The following is a 20,412-nucleotide window of genomic DNA, read 5'->3' as shown; positions in this document are numbered from 1 at the left end:
TTGCGCAGTTGTTTCAGAACGGTTGGCCATTCGATTTCTACGGCGTCGCCGTGACGTCACTGCGTGACAGGGTGCAGAAGAGCCTCATCATCGCATTCGCCTAGGGGGAGCTATGCTTAAGCTGATGCTTGGTTTTTTGCTGTTCGGTGTTTCCATGCCCGCCCTCGCTGACAAAGGTGTGGTCGTTAAAGAGGACGTTTGTGGTTCTGGAAACGCCATAATTGAGACGTCGGACGGTTGGTACGTCGCGACAGAGCACTACTCTGGCGTCTACTTGTATGAGGGCGACGTCGTCTACGGGAAGCTAAAAACGTATGGCTCCGAAGAGCTGACCCGCGCAGATGGGCAGTCCGGGCGTTTCTACATCGAAAATTGGGTGTCGGACATTGAGGAGGCGCTCGAGGAGCTCTGCAGCTAGGTCGCATGCCTGAAGGATGTCTCGTTGGTGCGGCACGACACCCTGCATTGGGCGAGGGCCCTCGTACCGTTTCGTGAACCGTTTCTGCCGCAGTTCCCCACCGTGACGTAACGCGTGACGTCACGGTGACACTGTCCAAAGGTTCTCAAGCGGCGGCTCGCGCGTTCTCCAGCGCGTTCGTCATGCTTGGGCGATGCGTTCGCAATGCGTTCGCATCGATTTCGGATGCGGTCGCACTGCCTCGGGGTGCAGAAATTGCACCCCATCCCCGATGCGCTAGGCCATCTTTCGGATAGCGTCTGACAGGTGTTCCGGCGACAGGTGAGCATAGCGCCGGGTCATCGCCATAGAGCTGTGTCCAAGCACCTCCGACACCGTGTGGAGGGGCACGCCGGCCATGACTAGCCAGGAGGCGCATGTGTGCCGTAAATCGTGCCAGCGGACGTGCTGCACCCGCACGCCCGCCGTCTCGGCCACAAGCATGGAGATGTTGCCCGGCGACATCAGCTGCTTCTCTTCGATCTCTTCCTGCGATACGACGTCTACCCGGATCGGTTCATCGGAAACGCGACGCCCTGACCGGGTTGACTGCACCACCACCGCGTCCAGCTCCACGGCCTCATCGTGGTGGTCGTCCTGCGCGGCGGGCAGTTCATGTGCATTGGCCGGGGCAACGGCGGACAGCAGGGCGGCGCTCAGCGCCAGGGCAAGCGGATGGGGCAAGAGAGTCATGGGTCGTCAGAGCGGCAAGGCCGCGCGGTGGCGAAGTAGCCCGGCGTTGTAAACCTTGATGCGGCGACAAGGTCAAGCGGCAGGCTGCGGCTGAAGGGCTTCCAGCACCCTGCAGTCGGCCACGCGGCCGCCCGGGCAATTGCCGATCATCCGCTCCAGCTCGCCCTGCAGCGCCTGCAGGTCCTGGATCCGGCGCGTGATGTCCGCTATGTGTGCTTTCACCACATCGTCCACCGAACTGCACTCGTGCTCTCGCTGTTCACCAAAGGCAATCAGCTCGCGGATCTGTTCGATGGAGAAGCCCAGTTCCCGGGCCCGGCGCACGAACGACAGGCGCCTCTGGTCCTGGGCGCCGTAGTAGCGATAGTTGCCCTCCGACCGCAGCGGCGGCTGCAGCAGGCCGATCTTCTCGTAATAGCGGATGGTTTCGGCTTTGGTGCCGGTCTCGCGAGCCAGCTGGCCGATGGTGAGGTGGGTGGACATGGGCTTGACCTTGTAGGGGCTACAGGGTTGATAACGGTTGCCTCATCCATTTTCAAGCCCGGCCACAGTCTGGCGGGAGTCACCCATGGACCACTGCTGCGGTCACAAGCGTCAGGAGCTGGAAGCCTTGGCCCTCCACAGTGCGCAGCGCCGCGTACTGGTGGCAGTACTCATCATCAACCTGGCGATGTTCTTCATCGAGTTCGGCGCGGGCATCGTGGCGCGCTCCAGTGCCCTGCAGGCCGATGCAGTGGACATGCTGGGCGACGCGATCGTGTACGGCCTGAGCCTGTGGGCAGTGAATCGGGGGGCGCGGTGGGAAGCCGGTGCAGCCCTCGCCAAGGGGCTGCTCATCCTGGCCTTCTTTGTCTTCATCGTGGTGGAGGTGGTCAGCAAGCTGATCCACGGCGTGCCGCCTTCCAGCGGCTTGATGCTGGGGTTCGGAGCCATAGCGCTGGTGGCCAATCTGGTGTGCCTGGCACTGCTGTGGCGGTTCCGCGCGCTCAACATCAACATGAAAAGCACCTTCGAGTGTTCCCGCAATGATGTCGCCGCCAACCTCGGTGTACTGGTGGCTGCCGGAGGTGTTGCGCTGACCGGAAGCGGCTGGCCGGACATCGCAGCAGGCGCGGTGATCGCCTTGCTCTTCCTGAAAGCTGCATTGGACGTGATTGGCGAGGCGTGGCCGGCATGGCGAACCGCCAGGGCGGTGCAACGCTGAGTTCACTAAAGAAGAGCCCGAGAGCAGGGGACGGTGGTAGGCATTGACCGTCGCCTACTCAGACTCAGAAATCACTTGGGTCGTACAGATCGAGATGCGGCGTTGCTCCGGCTAGGCCGAGCGCTTCATTCAGCGCGTCCATAGTCGTCCAGATCCCGCCGCTTCCGTCGTACAGGAAGCGTATGCCGCACCCGTTTGCCCATCGGATCACAGTGGCAAGCCTGGGCTTCTTGCCTGGCTGGCAGAGTTCCTGCAGGTCACTAAATTGGAGGATTGCCTTGTTCATGCCGATAGCTCATCTGGCGCTGAACGTGCGCACTTTATTGAAGCACTTAGACAGTCTCTCCTTAAGCGGATAGAAGCCATCCTTAGATGCCTCCGGCTCCGTGCAAGCGTGCAGATCAAGCAGCGCCGATTGAGCATTACGATACATCCTCCTGCCAAAAGGGAGAAGGAAAGCGATAGAGAAGCCAGCACTCAAGTGGGTACTTCGATGTGGGTTGGTCAGATTGTAGATCCGCGTATCCTGGGTGATACTCAGATCGCCCATAAGGGAGAGGACAGGCCGTTGAGCGCCCCCATGCTTCCAAGAATCGTTGGCTTCGACGTGCCGCAGCTACATGAGCATGTCGACTCATCTACCGACGAGGCCATCATTGCATTGTTGGATCTTGCGCCAGGCGCCCGTTGGACCGAGCTATTCGTGATGAAGTGCGAAGCGCTGGCGTCCCAACTTTCGCTGGCAGATGTTCGGGTTGAAGGGTCGAGGATCTACTTCTACGGGTCAATCAGTGACTCGCGGGCGCTGGCCGATGCGGTCATGTCCATCGTTCACGTGTTGAATGACCAGCTGATGCGAGAAGGTAACGATGCAGCGTCGCGGGAAGACAATTCCTAGGAACAAGAGAGACGCGACCAGCATTGACCTGCAATCTCCGCTGCACCGGGGTGACCGCGCAGACTGGATCGAGTTGAGAGCCTGACTTTTAGGTCGTCCAACCATGCGCCGCGCGCGCCGTGGGGGTCTCTGATGTAGATGTCACACGCGAGCCGAATGACGGGGTCAACTTCATGGCGAAAGCTAATGGCGGGTAGCGAACCGGAGTCGAATGCCAGTCGCCAGTGAGTGAGTTCACGGTCGATGTCAACGAAATCCTTGTTTCTCTTCCGTTCCATGCTCTTCTCCTGTTAGGGCTGCACTGTACACCCACTAAGAACAGCGGCCTGTTCATGGCTCTTGTTCATACTCGTGTCAATCGCGCACAGCTGCGTAACGCGTAAGGGGGCACTGTTGGATGGCAGCAGATCGCTGCATCGGAGTAAAGCATGAACAATTCTCCCCAGAACCAGAACGACCGTCCCAACTCGGATGGTGAGAAGAAGCAGTCAGGCCAGCAAGGCCAGGTGGACGGAAACGAGCTTGGTGGTGAAGACCTCGCCGGAAAGCAAGGTCAGCAACAGCAGCAGCCGGGCAACAAGGACAGTGAGCAGTCGCAGCCGGGCCAGGAGCAGAAGGGCAGTGCCGGTCGCGATAGTCGCCGTTGATGATTAAGGAGTGGCCGCGCGTAGCGCGGCTCCTTCTGTATCAATAGGAGCGCTGAAATGTCCTCCCACGCTCAAGCTGTGAACTTGATGACCAAGATCATGTATCAATCTCGCCCGGCGAACTCGACTACGATGGCTCAGTGCCGAACTTGCCAGGGAGAAAGTCCTGGGGGGATGGAGTGTGCGCGGTGTTTGACTGAAGTATTGGGAAGGGTTATTGCGAATCGAGGCGCTGCTCTTTGCTGGCTTGAGTCGTTCCTGAAAGTTCAGCGAGACGAGGTGCACGTGTTCATATGTGCAAAGAGAGTTGATGCGCAAGCTTTGTAGTAGTCGCATTCCGGCCTGACATTGCCCAAGCGTATGCTCGGTACATCATGGAGCAACGCAATGAACTTCCCGATATGCATCTACGATCGAACGGGTACTGGACTCCGACTCCCCACCGAGTGGTGGATTGATCTGCAGTCAGACCTCCCCGCCCTGGTGAACGGTAGTGAGCGCATAGATCTTCCACGTTCATCGAAAGATGAGCGCCCTCGCCTGGATCCTGAAGTTCTCAGTGATCTATCCAGGCGAATCCGGGGCTCGCAATGGCTAGAGTAGATCAAGTTCAACCGCCAGGCGTGCGCTGGCTCTTCTTCCGTCTTCGTAACGGCCAGTCGATCAGCCCCGCTAGGCTAATGGCCGTCTGGTGCGAAGCTACTGAATCAACTGAGTGCGCGGTACGTCGCGAAATCATTGACGGCGCTGGGTACGTCTATGCCCTCTATGCACCGAATGGACTGCGCTCCCCGCGTCGAGTGGAACTGCGCATGAGAGCGCTTCTGGAAGAGGCAGGATATGCGTTTACGATGGGAAGCTTGGCCGGGCGACACCCCACAGACGGCTGAGTCGCGCTACTCCACGGCTTAAGGCCCCTCAGCCGAGCCGGCTGCCTTTCTTTGCTTTGTTGCTACTGTCTTTAAATGCTCGCGTGGGCCAAACCTGGTCTGCCCAAGAGCCCTGCCTACGCGGTGTCCGGCGCCGTTTCATCGTCTCTGAGAACGTGCTTGTAGGCCATGAGTCGCTAGTTGGCGCCAATTTGCTCCGTTAGAATTGTCAGGGCCTGCTCGAAGGCTGCGGCGAAGAGATCGCTGCTTTCGGCCCTATGCTTGGCCGCAATGGTAGGCAATAGCTGGTGCCACGTGGCAGAGAGATCCTCGGGCGCCGGGTGGGTCAGTACGCACAGTCGCAAAGCGTACTCCATAGCCTTGAGGTAGCCGCGCTGCGCCTCGATCCCGACCTCGCAGGCGTGAAGGCGTTCAAGGATTTCCGTGATCTCGATGGTCATGGTGGGCTCGACAGCCAGCTGCGGGACGGGGGATAGTTCGCGGACCCTAGACCGAGCCCGCCATGAGCATCCTCAACGTTTTGCTCACTCGTGACCACCTCGTCGTTGCCGTGGATACCCTGGCTGAGGATGCCCTGACCGGGGCCCATTCTTCCGGGGCGAAGCTCTTGCTGATCCCCCAGCACAACCTGGTGATGGCGACGCGCGGCTCTACCCAGTTCTTCCTGCGCATCTACGAGCTGGCTCTGCAGGCCAGCTTCCGGGCCGACTTTACGATGGAGCAGCTGTCTGCCGAGTTAGGGCTGGTAGTCGACCAACTTTGGCCGAACTACGAGAAGGCGGCCGCCGAAGCCGGCTTGCCGCTCGACCAGCTCGGGACAGAGCTGGTGCTGGGCGGCTGGTCGCCGAAGAATGGCCGGATGATGGCCACCGCGTATGCTAAGAGCGACAGTCAACGCCCTTGCGTGGTCCAGCCGATCAGTGGCCAGCTGGCGGCGCCAGGCGAGCCCCTCCAGGCTGTGACGCCGAGCATGGCCCAGACGGAACTGGTGGTCCATTCAAGGCTGCAGGCCAGCTACCTCAACGAGCAGATGGGCCGGAAGGTGGCCGGCGGACGCGTCCTGGCGGGGTTCCTGCAGAAGGGGCAGGCGGTGGTCAAGGATCTGGGGACGATCTGACAGTGGGGCCTGTATCAGACGAGCCGGGCGTCCATGCCCGGGCTGCATGAGGCAAAGGCGAACTGTGACGAAGATCTAGCGGCCTCTACGTGATCCTTACGGTAGCGGTTCTACGCTCGGGATCCCCATGGAGTCCGGAGAGAGCCATGCCCAACAGGGCTGTTGTATTTGTCAGCGAAGCGATCAGCGATCTGACCCCGGCTAACCTGTCCAGGATCATCGCGGATGCAGAGCGATTCAATCGCACTGCCGGGGTCACCGGAGTGACGCTGTTTGATGGAAGTCGGTTTCTTTCCTACATGGAAGGCCCCCCTGATGGCCTTGATGTAGCTTTTGCCAGGGCTATGGGCGCTTCCAGTCACTCACACCTGATTGAGATCGCGCGCGGACGCGTGGGACAGCGCAGGCTTCCCTACTGGCCGATGCGTTGCATTCCGCTGTCCCCGCCGGAGCTGGTGCAGCTGGTCCGGGCCGATTGGACCGCGTTCCTGCAACGGGAAGGCAATCAAGGTGCGCCAGCTACTGCGATGGAGATGCTGGTAGCACTGGTACACCCCTTCGCCGAAGCTGCCTGAGCAGCGCCGCGCCGGCACCGATGCCGAACGATTCAGTCACCCATCGATAGTGCGCAGCCGCTATCTTCATTTTGGGTCTTCGGTATCGAGCGGATCGTCCGGCATAGGGTTGAACTGCGCTAGCAATCTTTCGCGACGGCACTGATCGAGCCAGTGGTGCCAGATCTCCATCTCATCCATCAGCCCTGTGGCTCCGCAAGCTGGGCACGTGAGAGTGGTGCCCTTCGGATCGGTGTGAAAGCCTGCGTCCTCGACCATTGACGATCTCAGTCCACAGTTTTTACACGTTGACCGAACCAGGTCCAGGCGGATGATTGCGCCATTGAGCGCAAGCTGGGGCAGGATCGAATGGATCCTGAAGGCGTTGGGAGGGTGCATAGCCGTGCCGTTTAAGGCTGGACACGGGAGCAAAGGATTTTGCACCGGAGAAGAGCCGCGAGGCTGCAGTGTGTGCTTTTCAAAGTGAACCCTTCATCACAGCGAGCTGAAGCGTCGACCACCATCGCAGCATCTGCGACGGCCCGCCGTATCCTTCCGGCCATGCTTCACTCGCACGGCTACCAAGGCTCTCGCACCGCCCCGACCCCCTCTGGCTGGGTCCAGACGGGTGAGCGCTGTGCGCTCTGGTACAACGGGCCGGGAGACGGCCAGTGTCATCGCTGATGGCGGTCCTGGGGTCCGCCAGTGGATGCAAGTTCAGAAGATTTGGCAGGTGAAGCGAGTGCGCGCGGCCAACGTCCGGCTGGCGAAGCGCTACGCCGAGCGCTGGTGCGCCGCCAGGCTGTATTCCGACCTGCCTTTGCGCGAGGCCGTTGCCCGGGTGACTGACGCCACGCCGATCCAGCCGGCACCGCTACCACCTGGCCTGCCGCCAACCCGCGAACAGCAGCAACAGGCGCGGCGCCTAGCTGAGGCAGCGGCTCCAGCCTCGGCCCGAATGATGGCCGCACTGGAGCCGATCCCGCCGCTAGCGGAGATCAAGCCCAGGGCGAAGGGGCCATGGAAGGGGAGACTGCGCCCCAGCAATGCCGATTTCTCAAGGGTGTGACCATTCCTTTGGTCCTCGCGGGGGCTACTCTATTCGTCACAAAGGCTGGGATGCCGCAGGTCCACGATGAGGTTGATGACGCCCGAGCGGTGGCTAGACCGCTACTTTGAAGAGGGCAGCCGCCCGTCCATGCAAGTGCTGCAGCGCTTGCTGCGCGCAGGCAAGCTGCCAGGCCGCAAAGTCGGCGGTGCCTGGTTCGTCGACGAACACGAATGGCTCGCGAATGGCGACGATCTTGTCCTGAGCGTCTTGAGTAGTTCTTAAGGCTGGGGACGGTCCCGCCTGGCTTCGGGATCGCCTTGGGTTCGGAGCTATAGCCTACGAATTGGCTCCGCACCGAATGAGGGGTAGCATCCGGTCAGACAGCCATGCCGGCTGCAGGACGCCCTCTTGGGGACGATCCCAGGGGCAGGGGAGTGGGCGCTGTGAAAGGATTTCTGATGCTCTGTATGGGGCTGGCATTGGCGTGGGCAAGCCATGCCGACGCTCGGGGCGTGCGGGTCAGCGGTTACGTTAAGAAGGACGGGACCTACGTAGCCCCGCACTATAGAAGTGCTCCGAACCGGTCTACGTTGGACAACTACTCAATCCGGGGGAACTACAACCCCTATACGGGCCAGGCTGGCAAGAAGGATCCATACGCTCCCCCTCCAGCGAGTGGAGCATATGGCTCTGGATACGTGCCCAGTGCCCCGGCGTCGACCTATGCCCAACCGGTCCATCGTAGCCCTTCGGTTCCAACAGAACCGACTGCATATCGCTTGGCAGGCTCTAGCGGCAACTGGCCCAGGTTCAGCGCGCCGGCCAACGCAAGCCCGCAGAGTGTGGACGATGCGGAACGCTTCGGTAGCGGCCGCGCTAACTATCTGGTGTCCGCGGCCGGAAGTCTGTGCAGCGAGTTCTTGCTGGCCGCTGATGAGATGGCCAGGTCGGCAGAGACTTTGGCCAAGTGTGCTTCGCGGATGGACCCCAGGCAGACCTGCGCAGTCGAGGCTGATGACGCTATGCAGTCGTCCATTCGATACCAAGTCAGCGCAGCTAGAGCACAGTCCACCTGCACGGGTCCGTAGGAATTGATCCTGTGGATGGCCCCTCTGCTGCCCAGGAACTGATTGAGGAGAGCGTACGTCGTGAGATCCGTGAGGTTTTCGAAGCAGTTTTCGCTGCTTCTTCAAGAGGGCCATCTTGCAAAGAATTCGATCCTATCCGGATTTGATCTGCTCTTGAAAGCCGAGTTCGGTGCGGACAAGGACGGGTACTTCTATTCCGCCTTTTTCCACCTCTCCATAGGCATTGAGAGAATTCTGAAGCTGGCGGTAGTTGTGGACTACATGATCAAGAACGATCTGAAGGCTCCCACAAAGAGTCAGCTCAAGTCCTACGGCCATGACATCGCGGGCCTGTACACTGCCTGCAATGAACTGCGTAAGGTCTATCGACCTTCGGCCAAACAGAAGGTCGCCGTAGGTGTTGATGAGCAAATTGTAGAGTTCCTCTCTCGTTTTGCTAAATCAACCAGATACTTCAACCTGGACGAAATTTCCTCATCTGACGCTAGCAGTGCGTCGAAGTCGCCGTTGTACGAGTGGTGGAACATTTGCGCTGCGCTCTACGATGAGTTCACTCCTTGGAGCGTGCGAGAAAAGCAGTCCTTGCAGCTTATGTACTCTATGGATATGCAGGGGATTCCTAATGGCTTCACATGGGAGCTAGATGCGACCGGCCACCCGATGACTGTTTTTGATCAGCTCAACCGTAGGCGTATTGGCAAAAAGTCCTCGCACCTTGCTGTGTGGCGGATGGTCGAACTTCTTAGGCCGGTTCATTTCCTCTTGGATGACATGGGGCGGCTGGCCCATCAGAAGGAGGCTGAAAAGGGTGAGAATCTTCCTCTAGTGCCGCACTTTGAAGACTTCTTCTGGTTCCTCTTGGCAAATCGCTCCGACATCATGAGGAGGAAGTCGTCGTGGTTGCGCCTATTCAATTCCTGAGCTGAATGGTCCCACTGGGGGCTTCTATTGGCGTTCTGTGCCCTTGCGCAAGCGACTCCGTTTTTGCTCCCGTAGCAGGCTTGAACCGCCCTTTCTGCTGCTTGGCGGCGTTTTTAGGTCAAGTAGCGCAGCAAGGCGCTCATCTGCGTTTGGCATGTGGGGACAAGCCAGGGCGCTGCTGGGTGGTGTTGAGCTCGGACTGTGCTGTGACCGGCGCCACCAATCTTCTAGGTCGGCGGGGTGAATCCGATCCGATCTGGCACTAGATCCGAGCCGGACAGCCGTCAGTTGCCCTGTATTGATGGCTCTGCGTATCGTCTTGGCAGAGCACGCGCTCTGCTCAGCCGCTTCTGCAACGGTCATCAGCTTGCCGGGAGGTTGCACTAGCGTTTCCCCTTGCGATCGTCATAGCGCCGTAGCCGGGCAAGCGCCTCCTTCATCTCAGGGGAGGTCGCAGCTAGGGTTGGTGCGGAGGTTGCGGATGGACGCGTCCAAGCCTTCGCGCCGTAGATTGCCTGATAGAGGGCAGACTTCTCGTAGAGCTTCTTGCCCATGAATTTGCGTGGATCGAGGTCGTATTCATGCGCCCTCGCATTGAACTGGCTAACTGACACGCCGCAGTAGTGCGCCGCCTCTTCCGCCGTCAGCCAGTCCTTGCCAGAAAGGTCGATCCGGAGGGTGGTCAGCTGCTGCCTCAGTAGGGCGATCTGCTGCTCAAGCGGCAGTGCGGCTGGTAACTCGTCCATGGCTTCTCCTTGGTCTGTAGCCGAGAGTAGCGCCCTGGGGCATGATCGGCACTGGCCATTTGGGGGCATTCGATGACCTGGGATGTGCTGTCGCGCGCTGAAGTCGAAGAGATCACTCGGAGCCCGATCAGGGCTAGGCAATTGGCCTTTTTCTGCCAGAACCGAATTCCCCATCAGGTCGACCAATACAGCCGGGTGATAGTGCTTCGTAAGGCAGTGGGGGCGCCAGAACGACTCGACGCGCCTAGGCCTGCTTGGCATTCCAGCAAGGATGTCTGAAATGTCTGAAAAGCTCTGCCTCACCAAGGATGAGATCAAGGCGCTGACGCGGACGCCCCAGAAAGCTCGTCAGCTGCAGTTCCTGCGCCAGAACGGTATCCGGCACTACATCGATGGGCACGGATGGCCGGTGGTACTGCGGGCCGCAGTGGGCATTGTCGAGCCGACGCCGGCCGTCAAAGCCGTCCCCTGGTGGCCGAACAAGGCCGGGCCACGTCCTGGCTGATCGGCCAAGCAAACGAATTTCAAACCCATAACACGATAGGGAGGGGCATCAGCCTCTCCTCTATGCCGGCGCAATGCCGTCTCCCTACTGACTAGGAGCCTATCGTGTTCATCGAACGATCCAATTCCCCCCTTGAGTACCTGGCCGCCTTCGCCGTCGTCTTCATGGCAGGCGTGCTTAGCGCCCATTTGCCGCGCTGACCACTGTTCCCAGGACGCCTGCACCGCCTCGGGAGCAGGCGTCCCACCGAAGCCCAATCGTTCCAACGGAACCAACTTCCCCTGCAGGCAGAACCAACTCGGACGCAGGCCGCACGAGTTGGGGTACGTAGTCATTGGATAGTTAACGTACCTAGGTAGCTTAAGTAATCGACACTTGCTGAAACCGTTCATACCTTGGGTGTCCCTTCCGCAACGAGGTGACAACCACATGGACTCTGCTCAGAACATCCGCTTCATTCGCCGGCAGGAGGTGGAGCGCCGGACCGGTAAAGGTCGTTCCACGATCTATGCGTCGCTGCAGCACTCCAACAAGCGCTTCGATCCGAGCTTCCCGCGACCCGTTCGCATCGGCCCGGGCTCGGTGGCCTGGGTCGAAAGTGAGATCGAAGACTGGATCAAGCTCCGCATTGCTGAGCGCGGCGCGAGCCCCGCCTAGTCACCAACTCGACAGGACTCAATCGCCGTCCTACCCCAGGAAACCTTGGGGGGTAGGAGGCGCACCGACCCATCAATTAAAGGGTGGGAAGGGCAGGGGCAGTTCCGGAACTTATATCTTTGCCTTTGCCATTGGACGCAAGTCTCCAATGCATGAGTGGAGTCGGTCCGCTCCTACCTCTCTCCCTATCTGGGCGGCCATTGGGCCGCGACGGAGAGATATGTACAAGAAGGAAGAGAACATCGTCAGCCAATGGGCTGACCGGATGATTGAGCACGAGGGTAGTGCCTGGATCGTCCGTCCCTCGAAAGACTACCCAGCACAGATCGTGCAGGTTGATCGAGTGATGCGCGCTCTTGTGAAGTCAAAGGCTGAAATGTTCTGGAGCCGCCGTGTTGTTGGACTGACACGGACGGCTGTACACCCGGTCGCGCGGGCTCTCCGCCAGTGCGTCAACATGGACTATGGAGGCATAAAGAGTCATTTCTCCAAGCAGAAGCTGAGCCCCTACTTTGAGCTGCTGGCGGAAGAATTCCTTAGCCACCGAGCGGATGCTATCGAAGGCGTGAGCCCGGACGTGGCAGAGGCAAACGCATGGGTCGAACGCATCCGAGCGATCGCGCGGAGCAGCGAATTCACTCAATTGGTGGCCACACAGGAGCGCAGTGCCCGGAAGAATGCCAAGGCAGCCTTGGACTACCTGCAGGCCCTATATCGACAGCACTCTCGTCTCTGCGTCGTTCGTTTGGACGTAGGTTACAGCGCAGCCCATCGCGAACTGCTGTCAGGTCGTAACGTGGGTCCCGTGCGTATCAAGCGCGACTTGGCCACTTGCTTGCGCAAGCTGCGCCGAAGCTACCCAGCCTTGGTCGGGTACGTCTGGAAGTTGGAGTTCGGACCGAGCAAGTCCTACCACGTTCACCTGATGGCATTCCTCAATGGTCATCTGGTTCGCCAGGATGTGCGGATTGCGCAGGCGATTGGTGAGTTCTGGCAGGACGAAGTGACGCATTCCGATGGGAGCTATTGGAACTGCAATGCCCGGAAGGAGTTCTATGAGCGAACCAATTCCCTGGGCATAGGGATGGTTGAGTACGATGATGAGGCCAAGCGGCGGCGGCTTGAGTACAGCCTGCTCTACCTGACCAAGGCGGATTACTACGTCCGCCTAAGCGAGCCTGGCTTGGGCCGGACCTTTGGCAAGGGACAGGCTGGGGGCGACTCGCTCAAAAAGCTCGGGAGGCCCAGGATGTAGTCGAAATGAGGGGGAGGGGGGATATTCCCCTCCCTTTCTGCTCTTAACGAACCTTGCGACGGGCCCGAGTGTTGAGGCTTCCCTCTACTACTCGCGCGAACTGGGGATGGACCGCCGGGTCATGGTTGGTCCAACGCTGCAGTAGCTGGCGCGGGTTGGTGCTTCTAGCCTGATGATCCTTCCCGAACTTCTGCATGGCCGGCAGGATCTCCGCCCACAGATCTTGCTTTGTGGCACGGGAGTTGTCGGGCATCGCCTTCAGCATCTCCACTACCATGTTCCTCAATGGCACGATTCGACTGCCAGTGATCCGCCCGCCCAGAGCAGTCAGCTCAAGCTGGGTCGCGTGCGAGCTGCAGGTCCCGAGGTAGTAGTTACACCTCACAAGCGCGGCCCAAGCGCGGCCAGCATCGTGGGCATCGTGAGCAATCTGGGCCTCGAGAAGGAACAGCATCGCCGCTTCAATCAGCTCGTGAACCTCAGGCACCACATTCATGGATCTCAGCAGTTGGATCTCGTTGTCCAACTTCGTCGCAAGGTGTCGATCCTCCTCAACCCGGTCGAGCAGATCGTTCCAGACTTCTGCGTAGGTGCCTACCCGATTCAGTGGCAGCACCCGAAGGCTGAACTCAACCTCCATGTCAAAGCCAGCCCTCCTGATACAGTCATACAGCCAAGGCCGCTCTCTGTCAGTTGCGAACGTTCCTGCCGAGCTCCAGGGCGGAGGCGCTTCCGGGTCAAAATCTGGCAAGTCCACAAATGATCCTAGGTGAGTAGGCGCTATCTGGAGGGGGATCCGAGGAGGCGGCCTGTAGGCGGACCGGGGAGCATACCAGTTGCTTTAGTGAGTCGTTTTGTGAGTCTAAATTAGATAAAGGTAGATTGAATATTAATCAAATCAATCACTTGTTCCTTCTTTGTGGTTGCTGGTGGGCCACCACATTGGCGCCTGGGGCAGTCGCGCACGTCATGGACCCGGCTGCGCTTCTTGGGTCCAACTCCTCATGAGACCCCGGAGACCGCTCGTCACGCTGAGTGCTCCATTGCCGTCGACTTGACCAGAGCTTCCTTCCCGGCGCTCTAATAGCCCACGCTTCCATGGCACCGGCGCCTCCACATGCATGATCTGGACACCCTGCGGGTTTTCCTTCGCGTGGCCGAGACGGCCAGTTTCACGCGTGCTGCCGACGATCTGGGCCTGCGCAAGGGCCGGGTGTCGCTGGTCATACGAAATCTGGAGACCAGCCTCGGTGCACGGCTGCTGCACCGGACAACGCGGGCGGTGCAGATGACGGAAGAAGGGCGTGCACTCTACGACAGGGCGCATGAACTGCTCGGTGCCTTCGGTGAACTGCAAACCATGTTCTCCGACAGTGAAGCGTCACTTCAGGGGCGCTTGAGGGTAGATCTGCCAACTGAACTTGCCAGCAGCATCGTGATGCCTGCCGTGCCGGAGTTCCTGGCCTCGCACCCCGGCCTTGAGCTGCAGATCTCCTGCACGGACAGGCGCGTGGACCTCGTGCAGGAAGGGTTTGACTGCGTGCTCCGTGCAGGAGTCCTGGGCGATGACACGCTCATCGCGCGGCATCTCGGAAAAATGCCGGTTTCCAATTTTGCCAGTCCCGCCTATCTGCAAAGCGCCAGAACGCCGATGTCACTGGAAGATCTCCAGAGCCAGGGGCACAGGATGATCCATTACGTCTCCCACCTGGGTAATGCGCCGTTTGGCTGGGAGTATCCGCAGGGCAGTGGATATGCGTTCCTGCCGATGGCAGGGGCGATCACCGTGAACAGCGTGCAGGCCTATCTCGCGGCGGGGCTGGCGGGGGCTGGTCTCATGCAGGCGCCACTGATTGGCCTGGCCGAGCATTTACAGAGTGGACGCCTGATCGAAATCCTGCCCGATTCCAGGCCTGAGCCGATTGATCTTTGGCTGGTCGTCGCTCATCGGCATAACCTGTCACGTCGCGTGCGGGCGTTCATGGCGTGGGTGGAGGCGTTGTTCGAGCCACATCTGATCCGCGACCAACGCTAGATCCGTACGTTGCCCGCTGGGCCATCTGCGGACAGCGGCGGGTGATTGTTCTTCCGGGTGGTAACGATGCGTTCGATTGTGTGGTCCTGATCGATCGGGGGCAGCTGGATAGATTGGCTTCCAAGCGGTGGCTACCCACGCCGCTTGTGAATCCCTCTCTACCCACAGCATTCAAAAGGCCCCTGAACATGTCGACTCAAGCAATCAAGCCGTCCCGTGAAGAAGCCGATGCCATCGTCGAAGGCATCGTGAATACGTTTGGCCGTCCGTTCCGCGCACCGGTCATCGGAAGCCCCAGCGACTTCGGCCTCGCCTTCGAAGAGGTCACGTTCCCCTCGCAGGACGGTGTTCCGCTGGAAGGCTGGTTCATCCCCTGCGAAGGATCGGACAAGGTGGTGATCTGCAATCATCCGCTCTGGTCCAGCCGCACCGGCATGCCGGCACACCTGGAACCCTGGAAGTCGATCGGCGGCGTTGCCGGCAACGACTTCGAGTTCAACTTCCTCAAGGACTACAAGATCCTTCATGACGCCGGCTACAACGTGCTGGCGTATGACCTGCGCAACTTCGGCTGGAGCGGCGCGGCCAATGGAGGCGTGGGCAGCAATGGCATCTTTGAAGCCCGCGATGTCATCGGCTCCCTGGACTATGTCCGCTCCCGCGAAGACCTGAAGGGCATGGACATCGCACTGTTCAGCCGTTGCATGGGCGCCAACGCAACCTTCTTTGCCATCGAGAAGTACCCGGAGTACTTCCAGGACGTGCGTTGCCTGGTGGCACCTCAGCCGGTGTCGTTGCGGGCGACGATGGATGCCTCGCTCAAGCTCCTGGGAATCCATGATCGCCTCGAGGAGATTGAGCAGCGCATCTTCATCATCACCGGATTCAAGCTCGATCAGATGACACCACTGGAGGCGGTGAAGAGCAACCACGTGCCGACGTTCCTGTACCAGGTGCATGACGATCTGCTTACCACGCCTTCCGACGTGCAGGCGATCTTCGACGGCATCGCCACGGAGGAGAAGCAGCTGCACTGGATCCGCAACACCACCCGCCGCTGGGATGGCTATCTCTACTTCCAGCGTGATCCTTCCCTGATGCTGGCCTGGTTCAAGAAGTACCTGGGCTGATTGAAGTCCCGTGGTGGACAGGGTGCCTCTGGCCTGTGAGCCGGAGGCATCTTCATCGCACAGTCTGCGTGCGCATGTGTGCTTTCACGCGGGGCTTCGATAATCTCCCGGGTCTGAAGCCCGAACGGCATTCGTCGGGCATGCGGCTTCCGGAAGTACAAGGATCAAACATGCCCGGCACCCACACCCCAGTGGAAGACTTCACCACTGAAATCGAAGACAGCCGGCATCTGTTTGCCTGGTGTCTGATGCACTACGGTCAGATTGCCGAAGAACTGGCAATCGAGTGGGCACGCCAACGCTATCCCGACCAGACCGCCGGCAACGAATACGAGCACGCACTGCTCTTCCACGACGAGCCCTGGCACTGGGCGATGTTGCACATGAAGGGCGAAGGGTACTGGCAGCAGCACCCGGAACTGGCGCAGCCTTCGCTGGAGTACGACACCGAATCGGACGCGCTGTGCCTTACTCGCGGTGAGTCGGTTCCCTTGCTGGATGAGGACGAGTACCTCGGCGCCCTTGCGCATGCGCGTCACATGCACGCGTGGACGCTGATCCAGCAGGCAGGCATTGCCGAAGAGCAGGCACAGCGGCAGGCCCTTGGGCACTACGCGTACTTTCCGCCGCATCATCGCTGGCGCATGCGCGTCCACGATGCGCGCGCCGCATGGGTCGATGTGATGAGCGTGCTGCACATCGATGACTACTGGTCCAAACCTGAGCTGCAGACGCCATCACCGGACTACTGGCATGCGTCGCGTGCGTTCGTCGCCGCGAACGGAATCCGCTTGCCGGACGGTCCGGGAAATGCCTGAAGCACTTCCCGGACCCTTCACGATCAGCTTTCCAGGAACGCCAGCAGGTCGGCGTTGATGCGGTCGGCGTGCGTGGTCGGGATGCCGTGCGGCGCACCTTCGTAGGTGATCAGCGTGCCGTTCTTTACCAGCTTCGCGGAAAGAACACCCGAGTCGGCATACGGGACCACCTGGTCATCGTCGCCATGGATCACCAGCACAGGGATGGAGATGCCCTTCAGGTCTTCGGTGAAGTCGGTCTGGGAGAAGGCCACGATGCCATCGTAGTGCGCCTTGGCCGAACCCTGCATGCCCTGCCGCCACCAGTTCCAGATCACCGCGTCTGAAGGCTTCGCGCCGGGCCGGTTGTAACCGTAGAAGGGGCCTGCCGGCACGTCGTGATAGAACTGCGCACGGTTGGCCGCCAGCTGCGCCTGGAAGTCGTCGAAGACCTCCTTGGGCGTGCCCTGCGGGTTTGCCGCGGTCTTGACCATCAGCGGCGGCACCGAGCTGATCAGCACCGCTTTGGATACGTTCTTCTCGCCGTGGCGAGCGATGTAGCGGACCACCTGTCCACCGCCGGTGGAATGGCCCACGTGCATCGCGCCGTGGGTACCCAGCTTTTCGACCACCGCCGCAACATCGTCCGCGTAGTGGTCCATGTCGTGGCCATCCCATACCTGGCTGGAGCGGCCATGGCCGCGGCGGTCGTGGGCAACCACGCGATATCCCTTGTTGACGAAGAACAGCATCTGCGCGTCCCAGTCGTCGGCGCTGAGGGGCCAGCCATGATGGAAATGAATGACCCTGGCGTCGCGCGGACCCCAGTCCTTGTAGAAGATTTCGACGCCGTCTTTCGTAGTAACCGTAGCCATTTCCGGATTCCTCACAGTTGGGGTTGGGGGGCGTCCTGCGTACCGGCGACCTTGCATCGGTGCAGGAGGAAGGACGCTGTCAGTGCGTGTTGCAGGAGTGGCCCCAGGGCAGCATTTCCTTCTATCCTGAGGCGGCCATCACTCCGTCCGAATCCATTCTAGGAAGCGCTGCATCAATTGAAATTGGCGGAGGTGACATTCATGGGTATCGAAACTGACAAGCGGGTCGAAGTGGCTCTGCTGATCTATCCGGATTGCCAGAGGGCGGCGATCCATGGCCTGACGGATCTGTTCCGGATTGCAAATGAGTGGGCGGCATATCCCCACGAAGATGACCGGCGGTGTTCCCTGCGGGTGACGCATTGGCAGCTGAATCCGGCGTCGGCGCAAATGGAATGTTGCTGGGACAGCGATCCAGGCGAGGTGAACGCCCCCGCGTTCGTGATCTCGCCGCCCAGCGTCGCGATGCCCGAGCGGATGTCGGCGATGCCGCGCGAGGCGCGGTGGCTCAAGGAACTCCATGCCGGCGGCGCGATCATGTGCTCGGTCTGCGCAGGGGCGTTCGTGCTGGCCCAGACTGGCCTGCTTGCGCGACGGCGGGTTACCACCCACTGGGCCTTTGCAGGGCTGCTCGCCAGTGCGCATCCTGATGTCCAGGTGACGACCGAGAATGTCGTCATCGATGACGGTGACGTCATTACGTCAGGGGCGATTCTCGCGTGGAATGATCTCGGCCTGCTGATCGTCGATCGCGTCATGGGCCCCAGTGTCATGCTGGCCACGGCCCGCTTCATGCTCAGTGACGGCATCCGGCAGGACCAGCGTCCCTTGCAGGGATTCCTGCCCAGGCTCGATCACGATGATGCCGCCATCCTGGCGACCCAGCATCTGATCCTTGCAGAACCTGGGCTGCGCCACACCGTGGCCGGGCTTGCCCAACGTGCCCATTTGACCGAACGAACATTCATCCGGCGCTTCCAGAAGGCCACGGAACTCAATCCCGCCGACTACATCCGCCAGGCCAGGATGGCCAAGGCCAGGGACGCGCTGCAGCTCGGCGATCTTCCCATCGCACAGGTGGCCTCGCGCCTGGGTTATGACGACGCGGCTTCATTCCGCAAGGCATTCCAGAGCGTTGTCGGCATGTCGCCGTCCGCGTATCGCGATCACTTCCGGATCAGGCGGCGTTTCCCGGGTTGAGCTGCGCCGGCAGTTCAGCGCTCTTGACAGACCACCCTGCCGGAGTGGACCTTTCCCGGCATGACTATCGATATCGAATCGCTCAGCCTGCGGGAGCTGGGCGCCTTGGTGGTTGCCGCTGAACAGCGCAGGCAGCTTATTTCCAGCCGCCGTCCGGCCAGCGTGGTGCGCCGCATGCTGAAGGCGGCGGCCGCCGAAGCGGGCTATACGCTCGAAGAACTCTTTGGCGATGCGTCCGTCGAAGAACCCGCGACGCCGCGGAAATCCAGCCGCCGCAAAGCCGGCAAGGTTGCTGCCAAATACCGCGACCCGGAATACAAGCGCCTGACCTGGTCCGGCCGCGGGCGCATGCCGCGCTGGCTGGCCGCCAAGGTCCAGAAGGGCCACAAGGTGACGGATTTCCTGATTCCCGGCCTGGCCCGTCCAACCGCCCGCAAGGGAAGCCCGATCGGCCAGCGCACCGTGTTCAAGAAGGACTGAGGTCCGCAGGGCGACGCCTGCCGCGCCCGTGTCCGCTTCACGCTACCCTGCATGGGTCCGCACTGGAGGGAAGCACGCAATGGCACACAACGGCAGCACGGCGATCGCGCCGAGGGTCCTGTACATCGCGGGGGCAGCAGCGGTGCTGATCAGCCTGTTGGCTTGGTCGGTGGAATGGAGTGGGCTGGCCTATGTCTGCCCGTACTGCCGCGTGCAGCGCACCGTCATCGGCGTGCTGGGTCTGCTGATGATGGTTGCACGGCCGGGCGGCATCGTCGTGCCCTGGCTTTCGAATGCGATGGGCGGTTTCGCGTTCGTGGTCGCGGCGATGCAGCACTTCAACGGCTGGAAGCGTATCTCCGCCGGCGAATTCAGCTTCAATGCCCAGTGGTACATCGACCCATGGCTGCTGTCCGGGTGCGCGATGCTGATCCTGGTGGCGCAGCTGATGCTGGTGCAGGCCGCCTGCCGGCGCCCGGTGCACGCCCCTAAGGAGGCCGCATGATGCGCGCTGCCTGCACGCTGGTCCTGCTCATCGCCTTCTACAGCATTCCGGCGCGTGCGGCCGAAGATGCCGGAGCGCCCAAGCGGCCTTCGGTGGAAACCCTGCAGCGCCTGATCGTGGACAAGGCCCCGCAGACGCGGATCGCGACGCCCGACAGCGAACGCATCACCGCGCGTCGCATCGATATCGTCGATGACCAGGGCGTGATCCGCATGACGCTGTCCGGGAAGACGCCGGCGCCGATCATCGATGGCATCCAGTACAAACGCGCCTTCAACGTAGCCGGCATGGTGCTGTACGACGACAAGGGCAGCGAGCGCGGTGGTTTCGGCACCGCCGATGTCGACGGCGGCATGGCGGTGCTGGCGCTGGATCATCCGGCGATGGATGCGATCGGATGGCGCGTATCTCCTGATGGCCAGGTGAGCTTCTCGATCAATCAGGCACCGAAGCTGATCCGCGAGCCCGCGCTCGGGAATGCGTTGATTCCCGGTGTGCAGGCGCCAACCCGCATCGGCCTGGTGGTCGGTGCCGATGGAACGCCGGCCATTGCACTGAATGACAAGGCGGACCGCCCGCGCCTGCGGCTGACGGTCACGCCGGAAGGCTACGGGGCGATCGAGTTCCTCGATGCGCAGGGCAAGGTGATCCAAACGCTGGCACCGGAGGCGGAGCTCCGTCGCTAGCGTAGGGAGCCTGCTGGCGGG

Annotated in this window: 27 protein-coding genes; 19 read left to right on the top strand and 8 right to left on the bottom strand. The window is 60.8% G+C overall.

Annotated features, from left to right (window positions below; genetic code table 11):
- Positions 1 to 112 precede the first annotated feature (112 nt).
- Complete coding sequence (locus AC13GF_RS17735) at positions 113 to 418, top strand: hypothetical protein (protein WP_165711020.1); 306 nt, start codon at positions 113 to 115, stop codon at positions 416 to 418.
- 276 nt (positions 419 to 694) lie between these two features.
- On the opposite strand, the gene AC13GF_RS17730 is transcribed toward AC13GF_RS17735, so the two are convergent.
- Both AC13GF_RS17730 and AC13GF_RS17725 read right to left on the bottom strand, forming a co-directional pair.
- Entirely contained in the window at positions 695 to 1,150 is a 456-nt protein-coding gene (locus AC13GF_RS17730; protein ID WP_483005486.1) for a tyrosine-type recombinase/integrase, read from the bottom strand.
- Positions 1,151 to 1,222: 72 nt separating this feature from the next.
- Positions 1,223 to 1,633, bottom strand: coding sequence for a MerR family transcriptional regulator (locus AC13GF_RS17725; protein ID WP_154264530.1), 411 nt, complete (start codon positions 1,631 to 1,633; stop codon positions 1,223 to 1,225).
- Between the two features lie 85 nt (positions 1,634 to 1,718).
- Between AC13GF_RS17725 and AC13GF_RS17720 the strand changes: the two genes are divergently transcribed.
- Positions 1,719 to 2,354: a cation efflux transmembrane domain-containing protein gene (locus AC13GF_RS17720; RefSeq protein WP_483005485.1), complete on the top strand. Its 636-nt coding sequence runs from the start codon at positions 1,719 to 1,721 to the stop codon at positions 2,352 to 2,354.
- Between the two features lie 64 nt (positions 2,355 to 2,418).
- Here the strand turns inward: AC13GF_RS17720 and AC13GF_RS17715 are convergent, their stop codons facing one another.
- Positions 2,419 to 2,640 (bottom strand): hypothetical protein, encoded by a 222-nt coding sequence (locus tag AC13GF_RS17715; RefSeq protein WP_483005484.1) that lies wholly within the window; start codon positions 2,638 to 2,640, stop codon positions 2,419 to 2,421.
- A gap of 108 nt (positions 2,641 to 2,748) precedes the next feature.
- On the opposite strand from AC13GF_RS17715, the gene AC13GF_RS17710 reads away from it, so the two are divergent.
- The 3 genes from AC13GF_RS17710 to AC13GF_RS17700 all read left to right on the top strand — a co-directional run bounded on the left by AC13GF_RS17710 (position 2,749) and on the right by AC13GF_RS17700 (position 4,789).
- Complete coding sequence (locus tag AC13GF_RS17710) at positions 2,749 to 3,252, top strand: hypothetical protein (protein WP_483005483.1); 504 nt, start codon at positions 2,749 to 2,751, stop codon at positions 3,250 to 3,252.
- 428 nt (positions 3,253 to 3,680) lie between these two features.
- The gene (locus tag AC13GF_RS17705; protein WP_483005482.1) at positions 3,681 to 3,899 is read left to right on the top strand and encodes a hypothetical protein; all 219 of its coding nucleotides are present in this window, start codon (positions 3,681 to 3,683) and stop codon (positions 3,897 to 3,899) included.
- Positions 3,900 to 4,489: 590 nt separating this feature from the next.
- On the top strand, positions 4,490 to 4,789 hold the full coding sequence (locus AC13GF_RS17700) for a hypothetical protein (RefSeq protein WP_483005481.1): 300 nt from the start codon (positions 4,490 to 4,492) through the stop codon (positions 4,787 to 4,789).
- 176 nt (positions 4,790 to 4,965) lie between these two features.
- Here the strand turns inward: AC13GF_RS17700 and AC13GF_RS17695 are convergent, their stop codons facing one another.
- The gene (locus tag AC13GF_RS17695; protein ID WP_483005480.1) at positions 4,966 to 5,229 is read right to left on the bottom strand and encodes a hypothetical protein; all 264 of its coding nucleotides are present in this window, start codon (positions 5,227 to 5,229) and stop codon (positions 4,966 to 4,968) included.
- A 62-nt stretch (positions 5,230 to 5,291) separates the two neighbouring features.
- Between AC13GF_RS17695 and AC13GF_RS17690 the strand changes: the two genes are divergently transcribed.
- The 4 genes from AC13GF_RS17690 to AC13GF_RS17675 all read left to right on the top strand — a co-directional run bounded on the left by AC13GF_RS17690 (position 5,292) and on the right by AC13GF_RS17675 (position 9,520).
- Complete coding sequence (locus AC13GF_RS17690; RefSeq protein WP_483005479.1) at positions 5,292 to 5,906, top strand: hypothetical protein; 615 nt, start codon at positions 5,292 to 5,294, stop codon at positions 5,904 to 5,906.
- Positions 5,907 to 6,052: 146 nt separating this feature from the next.
- Complete coding sequence (locus AC13GF_RS17685) at positions 6,053 to 6,481, top strand: BLUF domain-containing protein (protein ID WP_483005478.1); 429 nt, start codon at positions 6,053 to 6,055, stop codon at positions 6,479 to 6,481.
- Positions 6,482 to 7,604: 1,123 nt separating this feature from the next.
- Positions 7,605 to 7,793, top strand: a complete 189-nt coding sequence (locus AC13GF_RS17680) for a hypothetical protein (RefSeq protein WP_483005477.1) — start codon at positions 7,605 to 7,607, stop codon at positions 7,791 to 7,793.
- Positions 7,794 to 8,752: 959 nt separating this feature from the next.
- A complete protein-coding gene (locus AC13GF_RS17675; RefSeq protein WP_483005476.1) occupies positions 8,753 to 9,520 on the top strand; it encodes a hypothetical protein in 768 nt (255 codons plus the stop codon).
- 24 nt (positions 9,521 to 9,544) lie between these two features.
- Here AC13GF_RS17675 and AC13GF_RS17670 read toward each other — a convergent pair whose 3' ends face one another.
- Entirely contained in the window at positions 9,545 to 9,883 is a 339-nt protein-coding gene (locus tag AC13GF_RS17670) for a helix-turn-helix domain-containing protein (protein ID WP_164212596.1), read from the bottom strand.
- A gap of 20 nt (positions 9,884 to 9,903) precedes the next feature.
- Positions 9,904 to 10,266, bottom strand: a complete 363-nt coding sequence (locus tag AC13GF_RS17665) for a hypothetical protein (RefSeq protein ID WP_483005475.1) — start codon at positions 10,264 to 10,266, stop codon at positions 9,904 to 9,906.
- 280 nt (positions 10,267 to 10,546) lie between these two features.
- Here AC13GF_RS17665 and AC13GF_RS17660 point away from each other — a divergent pair, with 280 nt between their 5' ends.
- The 3 genes from AC13GF_RS17660 (at position 10,547) to AC13GF_RS17650 (ending at position 12,683) form a co-directional block, all read left to right on the top strand.
- Positions 10,547 to 10,771, top strand: a complete 225-nt coding sequence (locus AC13GF_RS17660; protein ID WP_049423717.1) for a DUF4224 domain-containing protein — start codon at positions 10,547 to 10,549, stop codon at positions 10,769 to 10,771.
- Between the two features lie 429 nt (positions 10,772 to 11,200).
- Complete coding sequence (locus AC13GF_RS17655; protein WP_478411600.1) at positions 11,201 to 11,428, top strand: helix-turn-helix transcriptional regulator; 228 nt, start codon at positions 11,201 to 11,203, stop codon at positions 11,426 to 11,428.
- Between the two features lie 220 nt (positions 11,429 to 11,648).
- Positions 11,649 to 12,683 (top strand): YagK/YfjJ domain-containing protein, encoded by a 1,035-nt coding sequence (locus AC13GF_RS17650; RefSeq protein WP_483005474.1) that lies wholly within the window; start codon positions 11,649 to 11,651, stop codon positions 12,681 to 12,683.
- 43 nt (positions 12,684 to 12,726) lie between these two features.
- Here the strand turns inward: AC13GF_RS17650 and AC13GF_RS17645 are convergent, their stop codons facing one another.
- The gene (locus AC13GF_RS17645) at positions 12,727 to 13,323 is read right to left on the bottom strand and encodes a hypothetical protein (RefSeq protein WP_139727731.1); all 597 of its coding nucleotides are present in this window, start codon (positions 13,321 to 13,323) and stop codon (positions 12,727 to 12,729) included.
- 477 nt (positions 13,324 to 13,800) lie between these two features.
- Here AC13GF_RS17645 and AC13GF_RS17640 point away from each other — a divergent pair, with 477 nt between their 5' ends.
- The 3 genes from AC13GF_RS17640 (at position 13,801) to AC13GF_RS17630 (ending at position 16,666) form a co-directional block, all read left to right on the top strand.
- Positions 13,801 to 14,718: a LysR family transcriptional regulator gene (locus tag AC13GF_RS17640; RefSeq protein ID WP_126929595.1), complete on the top strand. Its 918-nt coding sequence runs from the start codon at positions 13,801 to 13,803 to the stop codon at positions 14,716 to 14,718.
- Between the two features lie 188 nt (positions 14,719 to 14,906).
- Entirely contained in the window at positions 14,907 to 15,848 is a 942-nt protein-coding gene (locus tag AC13GF_RS17635; RefSeq protein ID WP_126929596.1) for an alpha/beta hydrolase, read from the top strand.
- A 170-nt stretch (positions 15,849 to 16,018) separates the two neighbouring features.
- Positions 16,019 to 16,666 carry a hypothetical protein gene (locus AC13GF_RS17630; protein WP_483005473.1) on the top strand — a complete coding sequence of 216 codons (648 nt, stop codon included), beginning with the start codon at positions 16,019 to 16,021 and terminating at the stop codon, positions 16,664 to 16,666.
- 23 nt (positions 16,667 to 16,689) lie between these two features.
- Here the strand turns inward: AC13GF_RS17630 and AC13GF_RS17625 are convergent, their stop codons facing one another.
- Positions 16,690 to 17,520, bottom strand: coding sequence for an alpha/beta fold hydrolase (locus AC13GF_RS17625; RefSeq protein WP_483005472.1), 831 nt, complete (start codon positions 17,518 to 17,520; stop codon positions 16,690 to 16,692).
- A 201-nt stretch (positions 17,521 to 17,721) separates the two neighbouring features.
- Here AC13GF_RS17625 and AC13GF_RS17620 point away from each other — a divergent pair, with 201 nt between their 5' ends.
- The 4 genes from AC13GF_RS17620 to AC13GF_RS17605 all read left to right on the top strand — a co-directional run bounded on the left by AC13GF_RS17620 (position 17,722) and on the right by AC13GF_RS17605 (position 20,391).
- Positions 17,722 to 18,720, top strand: a complete 999-nt coding sequence (locus AC13GF_RS17620; protein WP_483005471.1) for a GlxA family transcriptional regulator — start codon at positions 17,722 to 17,724, stop codon at positions 18,718 to 18,720.
- A gap of 60 nt (positions 18,721 to 18,780) precedes the next feature.
- Positions 18,781 to 19,200: an H-NS histone family protein gene (locus tag AC13GF_RS17615; protein ID WP_483005470.1), complete on the top strand. Its 420-nt coding sequence runs from the start codon at positions 18,781 to 18,783 to the stop codon at positions 19,198 to 19,200.
- A 79-nt stretch (positions 19,201 to 19,279) separates the two neighbouring features.
- Positions 19,280 to 19,705, top strand: a complete 426-nt coding sequence (locus AC13GF_RS17610) for a hypothetical protein (protein WP_483005469.1) — start codon at positions 19,280 to 19,282, stop codon at positions 19,703 to 19,705.
- Positions 19,705 to 20,391: a hypothetical protein gene (locus AC13GF_RS17605; RefSeq protein ID WP_483005510.1), complete on the top strand. Its 687-nt coding sequence runs from the start codon at positions 19,705 to 19,707 to the stop codon at positions 20,389 to 20,391. Before AC13GF_RS17610 ends, AC13GF_RS17605 begins: the two co-directional genes overlap by 1 nt.
- Positions 20,392 to 20,412: the final 21 nt, after the last annotated feature.

The sequence above is a fragment of the Stenotrophomonas sp. 22LJNL06-5-1 genome, from assembly GCF_056861455.1.
The sequence above is the reverse complement of the archived record's forward strand: the minus strand, read 5'-3'. Positions and strand labels throughout refer to the sequence as shown.